The organism is Desulfovibrio sp. 6_1_46AFAA (assembly GCF_000224635.1).
GTDB classification, from domain to species: Bacteria; Desulfobacterota; Desulfovibrionia; order Desulfovibrionales; family Desulfovibrionaceae; genus Desulfovibrio; species Desulfovibrio fairfieldensis.
This window is the reverse complement of sequence record NZ_JH114305.1, coordinates 64,790-73,724: the sequence shown is the minus strand read 5'-3', so window position 1 is coordinate 73,724 and position 8,935 is coordinate 64,790. Positions and strand designations below refer to the sequence as shown.

At 59.1% G+C, this 8,935-nt stretch carries 10 protein-coding genes; 9 read left to right on the top strand and 1 reads right to left on the bottom strand.

What is annotated here, in order from left to right:
* The 9 genes from tnpA to HMPREF1022_RS15120 form a co-directional block, all read left to right on the top strand.
* Positions 1–357: IS200/IS605 family transposase (gene tnpA, locus HMPREF1022_RS15160; protein WP_035062084.1), on the top strand; the 357-nt coding region annotated here is incomplete at its 5' end.
* A gap of 525 nt (positions 358–882) precedes the next feature.
* Positions 883–2,742 carry a sigma-54-dependent Fis family transcriptional regulator gene (locus HMPREF1022_RS15155; RefSeq protein WP_009303841.1) on the top strand — a complete coding sequence of 620 codons (1,860 nt, stop codon included), beginning with the start codon at positions 883–885 and terminating at the stop codon, positions 2,740–2,742.
* A 247-nt stretch (positions 2,743–2,989) separates the two neighbouring features.
* Positions 2,990–3,781, top strand: a complete 792-nt coding sequence (locus HMPREF1022_RS15150; RefSeq protein WP_009303840.1) for a hypothetical protein — start codon at positions 2,990–2,992, stop codon at positions 3,779–3,781.
* Positions 3,782–3,945: 164 nt separating this feature from the next.
* Positions 3,946–4,773: an ABC transporter ATP-binding protein gene (locus HMPREF1022_RS15145; RefSeq protein ID WP_009303839.1), complete on the top strand. Its 828-nt coding sequence runs from the start codon at positions 3,946–3,948 to the stop codon at positions 4,771–4,773.
* A 27-nt stretch (positions 4,774–4,800) separates the two neighbouring features.
* Positions 4,801–5,610, top strand: coding sequence for an ABC transporter ATP-binding protein (locus HMPREF1022_RS15140; RefSeq protein WP_008686063.1), 810 nt, complete (start codon positions 4,801–4,803; stop codon positions 5,608–5,610).
* Positions 5,611–5,709: 99 nt separating this feature from the next.
* Positions 5,710–6,492 carry an ABC transporter permease gene (locus HMPREF1022_RS15135; RefSeq protein ID WP_008686062.1) on the top strand — a complete coding sequence of 261 codons (783 nt, stop codon included), beginning with the start codon at positions 5,710–5,712 and terminating at the stop codon, positions 6,490–6,492.
* An 84-nt stretch (positions 6,493–6,576) separates the two neighbouring features.
* Positions 6,577–7,596, top strand: coding sequence for an ABC transporter substrate-binding protein (locus tag HMPREF1022_RS15130; RefSeq protein WP_009303838.1), 1,020 nt, complete (start codon positions 6,577–6,579; stop codon positions 7,594–7,596).
* A gap of 85 nt (positions 7,597–7,681) precedes the next feature.
* Positions 7,682–7,939 (top strand): CBU_0592 family membrane protein, encoded by a 258-nt coding sequence (locus HMPREF1022_RS15125; protein WP_008686060.1) that lies wholly within the window; start codon positions 7,682–7,684, stop codon positions 7,937–7,939.
* A 162-nt stretch (positions 7,940–8,101) separates the two neighbouring features.
* Complete coding sequence (locus HMPREF1022_RS15120; protein ID WP_008686059.1) at positions 8,102–8,365, top strand: RNA recognition motif domain-containing protein; 264 nt, start codon at positions 8,102–8,104, stop codon at positions 8,363–8,365.
* 76 nt (positions 8,366–8,441) lie between these two features.
* Here the strand turns inward: HMPREF1022_RS15120 and HMPREF1022_RS15115 are convergent, their stop codons facing one another.
* On the bottom strand, positions 8,442–8,924 hold the full coding sequence (locus tag HMPREF1022_RS15115) for a hypothetical protein (RefSeq protein WP_009303837.1): 483 nt from the start codon (positions 8,922–8,924) through the stop codon (positions 8,442–8,444).
* Positions 8,925–8,935 lie beyond the last annotated feature (11 nt).

Sequence of the window (8,935 nt, the reverse complement as noted above, 5' to 3'; positions counted from 1 at the left end):
ATTCGAGAAAGTATCGGAGAAATTCTTAAGGACTTATGCAAATATAAAGGTGTTGAAATTATCGAGGGCCATCTCATGCCGGATCATGTGCACATGCTGGTGAGTATTCCTCCAAAAATCAGTGTATCAAGTTTCATGGGGTACCTGAAAGGAAAAAGCTCATTGATGATTTTCGATAAGCATGCAAACCTGAAGTACAAATTTGGCAATAGGAAATTCTTGGCGGAAGGATATTTCGTCAGTACGGTAGGACTCAATGAGGTAACGGTCAAAAAATACATTCAGCAGCAAGAGAAGCATGATATTCTGCAAGATCGAGTAAGTACCCGAGAATACCAAAACCCCTTCCAGGGGTAAGCCAAAGCGGCAAGGGCACTGGGCTTGAACAAAGTGAAAGCCAGCGCCTTTAGACGCTGGCCGGTAACAAGCCCTTATAGGGCTGGAGCAAACCACCCGCTATGCGGGTGGTTTTGATTGTCGCGCGGACTAGAGCAGATTAACTTTGAAATTTTACAAATTTCAAAGTTAACATTCGGGCGAAAAACGTGGTTATCGTTGCTGTCGATCCCCGTATGGCTCTGTTGTCGCCAACGGGGACAGCCCTTCGGGTCGGTCTTCGCGGCGTGCCGCACCGTGTGCGGCGTTAGAGCGGTTTGCGCTTGAAATTATCGCTTAACGGCGAAGTAAATTCGCCTTGCGATAATTTCGCGGTACGGCTTTTCACGGAAAATCCGCACAGCGCGTTGAGATATTTTCAATATCAAAACGCTCTGTGCGTGGCGCTGGATTTGACCTCTGTATCTCTTTAATTGTATTATTTACATAATTATTATTCTATATATAAAGATGGTTTCACGCAGCGCGCTGCGAACGGGGTGAGCCATGCACAGTAAAGAAATGTTGGAAAAGCGTATTTCCTATGAAAAAATGCTTGCCGAGATTTCTGAAATGGCCGTGCGCGTCAATGATATGGACGCCTTTCTGCAACGGGCCTTACAGCGCATGGGTGTAACGCTGCATGTCAGCCGCGTGTTCATGTTCGGCTATCAGCATGAAGACCGCACCTTCGCCTGCCGCTGCGGCTGGGACGACCCGGAACTGGGCGTCAGGCGCGGTTCCGGGGGCATTGTGCTGCACATTCCCGACGCCGCCGGGGAGCTGACCTCCGGCACGGTGCTCAATTATCCCGATACGGCGACCATGCCCTTCAAAAACTACAGGGACCATCTGCTCGCCTCAGGGGTGAAATCCACCCTGAACGTGCCGCTTTTCGTCTACGGAAGCATGTACGGCTTCATCGGCTTTGACGAACACAGATTCCACCGCCAGTGGCACGATTCCGACCTCTACATTCTGACCACGGCGGCCCAGATCCTGTCGCGGGCCATTGAAAACAAGATTTACGAACGTGAGCTCGTCGAAAATAAAAATCTGCTGGAATCCATTTTCGGCAGCGTGCAGGACGCCATCATCACGGTGGACGCCTCCCTGCGCATCATCACCGCCAACCGCGCGGCCGCCGGCATCTGCCACAAGAATATCGCGGCGGGCAAGCGCTTTGATCTCTGCGCCAGGGACTGCACCAGGGCCTGTCTCGCCTTGCTCAAGGAAACCCTGGAGACACAGCGCAGCCTGCGCGACTCGCAGATCTGCTGTTTCCGGGGCGGAGGCAGGGAACAGATGGCGGCGGTCAACTGTTCCCCCCTGCTCAACGGCGAAGGCGGCTTTCTGGGCGGGGTTCTGGTCATCCGCGACATCACCCGCCTGGCTCGTCTGGAAAACGTCCTGCGCGAACGACGCAACTACCAGGGCATCATCGGCCAAAGCGAGAAAATGCAGAAGGTCTATGATTTGCTGCACACGCTGGCGGACATGAACACCACGGTGTTGATCACCGGCGAATCGGGCACCGGCAAGGAGAAAATCGCCCACGCCCTGCATTACGGCGGGCGGCGGGCCGGGCGGCCCTTTATCCGGGTCAACTGCTCGGCCCTGGCCGAAAGCCTGCTGGAAAGCGAATTGTTCGGCCATGCCAAAGGGGCTTTTACCGGCGCGGACCGGGAGAGCGTGGGTCGTTTTGAGGCTGCCCACGGCGGCACCATTCTGCTGGACGAAATCGGCGACATTTCGCCGCTGATCCAGCTCAAGCTGCTGCGGGTGTTGGAAGAAAAGGAGATCGAACGCGTGGGCGAAACCACGCCCCGCAAGGTGGATGTGCGCGTTCTGGCCGCCACCCACCGCGATCTCAAAAAAGCCATTGCCGAGGGAACCTTCCGCGAGGATCTCTATTACCGGCTCAACGTCATGAACATCCGCATTCCGCCGTTGCGCGAGCGGGTGGAGGACATTCCCCTGCTGGCGGAGCATTTCCGCCTCAAATTCAACGGCCAGTATGCCAAGTCCATTACCGGGGTGTCCACGGAGGTCATGGAGATCTTCATGGGCCATCCCTGGCCGGGCAATGTGCGCGAACTGGAACACGTCATTGAGCGGGCCTTTGTGCTCTGCGGCGGGGAAATGATCCGGCCCGAGCATATCGCCCTGGAAGCCGCCGCGCGCCCGGTCCAGCGGGAGGAAGCGGTCGCGGCGGTGCCCGCCGATGAAAAACAGCGCCTCCTGGCCGCGCTGGAAAAAGCCGCCTGGAATATCAGCAAGAGCGCCCGACTGCTGGGTGTCAGTCGCTGGACCCTCTACCGCCGCCTGCTCCGCCATGGTCTGGAGCGGCCGGGCGAAGAACTGTAGCATTCGCACACTTTTGTTGCACCAGTAGTGTGCGACTTGCTACAGCCGCACAAACATTGATGCCGCGCTTTTTATCTTTATTTTATAATCAGCTAAAATAACTGAATAATTTTTCAGTTTCAGGCCATGCTCCTGGCATGCTCCTTGCTCTTCCCCGTGCAGAGCCCGGCTGGCGGCATCGGTCCGGATTTTTATTCGCCCGCCTGATTCCGGAGCTCGTATTTACAGGAAACTTCAGGAGGCTGGCATGAACAGAATCATCGTCAATTGGATGTACCCGCGCTCGCTCACCACGGTCTTTATGCGGGCCATCACCAACCGGGGGGATTTCCACACTATTTTTGAACCCACTCTGCCTTTGTACTGGCGCAACAGAAACGAGCCCGGCGTGCAGTCGCATCAGGACTATGAGGGCTGGCCCGTGGTCTATGAGGAAATCATCCGGAAGATCTACGGCATCGCGGAACAGACGCCCACCTTCATCAAGGAATGCCCCTACCACGCCATCGACAACTACCTGGCCGACGAAAATTATCTGCGCCGCTGCACCCACATGTTCCAGATCCGCAACCCCAAGTATGTGGTTCTGTCTTTCTGGAAGGTCATCGGCTCGCAACGCTCCATGCGTATTGAGGACATAGGGCCTCTAGCCTCGGACAGGGTCTTCAACCGGCTCAGTGAGCTGGGCCTGCATGCCCTGGATAACGGCAAAACCCCGCTGGTCATTGACGGCGACGACTTCCAGAACGATCCGGCGGGCATCATGGCCGCCTGGTGCGAGGCCGTGGGCCTGGAATTCAAGCCCGAAACCCTGCGCTGGGCCCCGGAATGGCGTCCCGAATACGACCACTGCAAGGATTTTTACCACGATGTGAGCGGCAGCACCGGCATCCAGAAGAACATGGAGGCCTTCCTCTACGATGACAAGGTGGTGGACGCCATCTTCGAGGATCTGCCCATGCTCAAAATGCTCTACGAGCATTGCCTGCCGTACTACGAAAAGCTGTATCAGTATCGCCTGAAGCCCAAAAAGGTCTAGAACCTGTCGGCGCTCCCTCCGCCGGTTCCGCCGCGCAGCGGCGCGGACGCCGGAGGGAGCGCCTGGGCGGCGCCGCCCGCGCGGCGGTTTCCGCACGATCCTCTTCCCGCCATATTCCGTCCGGGCCCAGACCCGGCCGTGCCTGAACCATCAGGGGGAATGCCGTGGACACTAAGGAAGGACATCTGGAGATCATCAATGCGAGCAAGATCTACGATCCCGAGGGGGTCAATGTGCTCGCGGTGGACAATTGCAATTTTGAGATCCGGGCCGGGGAATTTGTAGCCATTGTGGGGCCTTCGGGTTGCGGCAAAACCACGCTGCTGAACATGACCGCCGGTTTCGAGGACATCTCCAGGGGCGAGATCCGCATGGACGGCCAGGTCATTGCCGGTCCGGGCCGGACGCCCCGGCCCGGCCCGGACCGGGTGGTGGTCTTTCAGGCGGGGGCCCTGTTCGACTGGATGACAGTGCGGCAGAACATCATGTTCGGCCCGCTGTCCACCGGCGCCATGAGTGAGGCCCAGGCCAAAGCGCGGGCCATGGAGCTGATCCGCATGGCCGGGCTGAAAGGCTATGAGGACGCCTACCCCATCCGCATTTCATCGGGCATGAAGCGGCGCGTGGAAATTCTGCGGGCCCTGATCAATGAACCCAAGACCCTGCTGCTGGACGAGCCCTACCGGGCCATGGACGCCATCACCAAATCAGTGATGCACCAGTTCCTGCTGGATATGTTCGACAGGGTGCACAAGACCGTGCTTTTCATCACTCATGACCTGGATGAGGCCATCTATCTCTCGGACAAGGTGGGCATCATGACCACCCGGCCGGGCCGTTTCAAAAAATGGATTCATGTGGATCTGCCCCGGCCGCGTACTTTCGGCACCAAGAAGATGCCGGAATTTCTCGATTACAAACGCCAGACTATCGAAGCGGTGCGGGAGGAAGCCCGGAAATCCTTTGAGCGCGGCGAGCGCGAGGGCGCGTAACCTGCGGGAGCAAGCGGAGGAAAAGCCATGTCGGATGCGGCTCAGGCGGCGGCGACGCCGGCCATCATGCGGGTTGACCATGTCAGCGTCAGCTTCGGCGATACGAAAATTCTGGACGATCTGTCCTTCAGCATGGAAGAGGGAAACTTCACCTGCATCTGCGGCCCGTCGGGCTGCGGCAAAACCACCATCATGTCCGTACTGGCCGGTTATCTCGCGCCGCAGAGCGGCTCCTGCCTCTTCGACGGGCAGCCGGTCAGCGGGCCCAGCCCGGACCGCCTGGTCGTCTTTCAGGAAAATACGCTCTTCCAGTGGATGACCCTCTGGGACAATACCCTGTTCGGCCCGCGTATTCAGGGCAAAAACCTGAAAGAAGCCGGGGAAAAGGCCAGGGAGCTTATTCACCTTACCGGTCTGGACGGCTTTGAGGGCAAGTTCCCGGGCCAGCTTTCCGGCGGCATGCAGCGCCGGGCCGAGCTGATCCGGGCCCTGATCAACGAGCCCAGGATTTTGCTCATGGACGAGCCGTTCCGGGGCCTGGACGCCATGACCAGAGGCATGATGCAGGAATATTTTCTGCGGGTTTTTGAAAGCACGCGCATCAGCATGCTGCTGATCACCTCGGAGCTGGATGAGGCCGTGTTCATGGGCGACGTGCTCTATCTCTTGTCCACCATGCCCACGGCCATCAAGAAAGAAATGCGCGTGGATCTGCCCCGGCCGCGCCTGGTGGAGCACCAGACCTGCCCGGAATTCGCGGAGATCCAAGGCGAAGCCTTTGAGGTGTTGGAGTCCGAGGCGCTGAAATCCTTCGAGCATGTTCCCGGCGGGCGCTGAGCCCCGGGGAAGGGCGGTTGCAATCTGTCCGCTCCGGGCTTGGCGCGCCGCCTGCCCGGACGGCAAAATCTGACAATCTGCGGCGTTGCGGAGGTAGTTATGAGCGGCACGCGTTTCAAGTTCAGGGTGGAAAACTGGATCACCCTGGCGACCCTGCTGATTATTTTTCTGGCCTGGTATGAAGTGACCCGCCGGGGCGTTGTGCCCAAAATTTTCATCCCCTCGCCCTATGATGTCTGGCAGGGCTTTGAGGAAACCATTTTCCAGGGCTACCATGGCCGGGGGCTTTTCTACCACTGCATGGTCAGCCTGGGCCGGGTGCTGCTGGGCTGGCTGGCCGCCTGCGTGGTCGCCATCCCCCTGGGCCTGGCCATGGGCCTGAGTTCCAAGGTGCGGGCCGTATTCGACTACCTCATTGAGTTCTACCGTCCTCTGCCGCCTCTGGCCTATTACACCCTGCTGGTGCTCTGGTTCGGCATCGGTGAATTTTCCAAGATTCTGCTGCTCTTCCTGGCGGCCATCCCGCCCCTGACCATCGGCGCGGTGGAAGGCGTCAAGGAGGTCAGCCCTTCGGTGATCCAGGCCGCGCGTTCCCTGGGCGCGGACAGCCGGCAGGTCTTCTGCAGGATCATTCTGCCCGCCACCACCCCGGCCATCATCACCTCCATGCGCATCAGCCTGGGCTTTACCTACACCGTGCTGGTGGCCGCCGAAATCGTGGCCGCCACGGAGGGCATCGGCTGGATGGTCTGGGACGCCAGCAAGTTCATGCGGTCGGACATCATTTTTGTGGGCATCATCACCATGGGCGTCACCGGCATCGGCCTGGACGCCTGCCTGCGCTTTGCGGCGAAGCATCTTCTGCGCTGGAAGCGGCAGTAGCGCCTGTTTCCCTGCCGAAAAACAAAATCCGTCTGTAAAGGTCACGCGGACATTCATGTACATAAACCTATCGGGAGTACTGCCATGAAGAAATTCATTTGCCTGGCGTTCCTGGCGCTGTTCGTTGTGTCGGTCGCTCAGCCGCTTCAAGCGGCGGACAAGCCGGAAAAGGTGCGCATCGGCTATCTCTCCCTGGTCAACGGGCAGCTTCTTTCCAAGTACCTGCAACTGCATGAGAAAGAAATGGGCGTACCCGTGGAGTGGTTCCGCTTCAATTCCGGGCGGGACGTCAACACGGCCATGGCCTCCAAAAGCATCGACTTCGGCAATGTGGGCCTGCCCCCGGCCACGATCGGTCTGGCCGGAGGCATGAACTACTGGGGCATCATGAACGCCAATGTGCTGGGCGCGGTGGAATCCCTGGTGGTGCGCAAGGACATCAACAGTCTCAAGGACCTGGAGGGCAAGACCGTGGTGGCCCCCTTCGGCTCCACCACCCACTATCTGCTGATCAAAGCCCTGCGCGAGGCCGGGGTGGACATGGGCAAGATCAAGATCATGGACATGGCCCCCGGCGAAGCCCTGGCCCCCTTTATCCGGGGCGACATCGACGCCGCCTATATCTGGGAGCCCGGCCTCGGCCTGGTGGTGCAAAACGGCGGCAAGATTCTGCTGACCAGCGAGCAGATGGCCGAAAAGGGGCATCTGACTTGGGATGTGATCAGCGTACAGCCGGAATTTGCCCGGAAGTATCCCGAACTGGTCACGAAGTTCATCAAAAGCGAACTGGCGGCCATGGAGTACTGGCGGGAGCATCCGGAAGAGGCGGCAAAAATCATTGCCAAGGAGCTGGGCGGCATTTCCGTGAAGGACGCCGAGCGCATGATGGCCGGGACCCGGCTCATCGGCCTGGACGAGCAGCTGAGTCCCGCTTTCCTGGGCACCAGCGCCCACAAGGGCCGATCGGCCGGGGATATCATAAATGTGGCTGCCTTCCTGCTGGAACAAGGCCGTATCAAGAATGAGGTGCCGCGACAGAAGGCCGAGGACTTCCTGCATCCGGAATTCCTTGAGGCCCTGCGCGACGGACGGAATATAAAGTAAACCCTCCTCCGGACGCCGGAACGCGGCGGGCGGTTGTCGTCCCCGCGTTCCGGCGGAACAGGAGAGAGCGGAGCGCGAGGTTGTCATGCATTATGCCTTTCATGATTTTATCGGCAATATCGGCCTTGTCCTGTTGCTGGGAACCTATCTGCTGCTGCAAATGGGCAAAATCGACAGTACACGGCCGCTCTATTCTCTGCTCAATGCGCTGGCCGCGCTGCTGATCGGCGTTTCCCTGCTTTTCGCCTTCAATATGTCCGCTTTTCTGGTGGAGGCCTTCTGGTTCGTGATCAGCCTGTACGGCATCATCAACTGCCTGCGCCGTCGGTCGGCCCGACCGTGAAAAAAAGAGCATATCACAGAAAAGACTTGACCCGCTTTCCATCCGCATGTATATTCCCGCCGTTGATTGATTGGGCGTACGTATTTCTTTTTTGCCAGAGACTTTGCATGGGTAAGGCTTCAAGCGGAAAGTGTACATCCCCGTAACGTTTGGAGTTTTACCATGGCTACTTCTATCTATGTCGGTAATCTGTCTTTTTCCAGCACCCAGGCTGGCCTTGAGAATCTTTTCTCCCAGTACGGCACGCCGCTGTCCGTGAATCTGATCATGGACCGCGTCACCGGTCGCCCGCGCGGCTTCGGTTTTGTGGAAATGGAAGAGGACGACGCCCGCAATGCCATCGCCGGTCTCAACGGCGTGGAATTTGAAGGCCGCACCCTGCGCGTCAACGAAGCTGAAAAGCGTCCCGCGCCCCGCCGCTGGTAAGCCTGTTCCCAAAGTAATCTCAAAGGCCGTGGATTTTTTCCACGGCCTTTTCTTTGTTTTTGAGGGAGAATGCCGTTCAGCGCGGCAGCAGGGCGGGATATTTTTTGCTGCGCAGGCCCGCCAGCAGGGCCTCTGCCGGGGCCGCCCCGCCGGAGCGCAGCACGGCGAGATAGAGCCCGGCCTTGCGGTCCGCGCTGACGACGCAGGCCGTGTCCACGCCCTGGGCGTCCTTGCCCGCGAACAGCCAGCGCCCCTTCAGGCGGCGCGCGGGTTCAGGCACGCCCGTGGCCGCGCGCAGCAGGCCGGCCACGTCGGCGGCGTCCGGCGGCCCGGCGGTTTTGCCCACCAGAATGCTCACCTGCGAACCGGCCTCGGCGTTGCGCAGGCTCAGCACCCAGGTTCCGCCCAGTCGGCGGGGCTCTTCAGCCTGCCAGTCCGGCGGGATGTCCAGTTCAAACCAGCCGAAGTCTTGTGCTGAAGCCGGTCCGGCGGCCGACAGAAGCAGCAGCATGCCCAACAGGCGGAAGACGGGGCGAATTTCGCGGAAAAGAGGAATCATGGAGGGCAGCA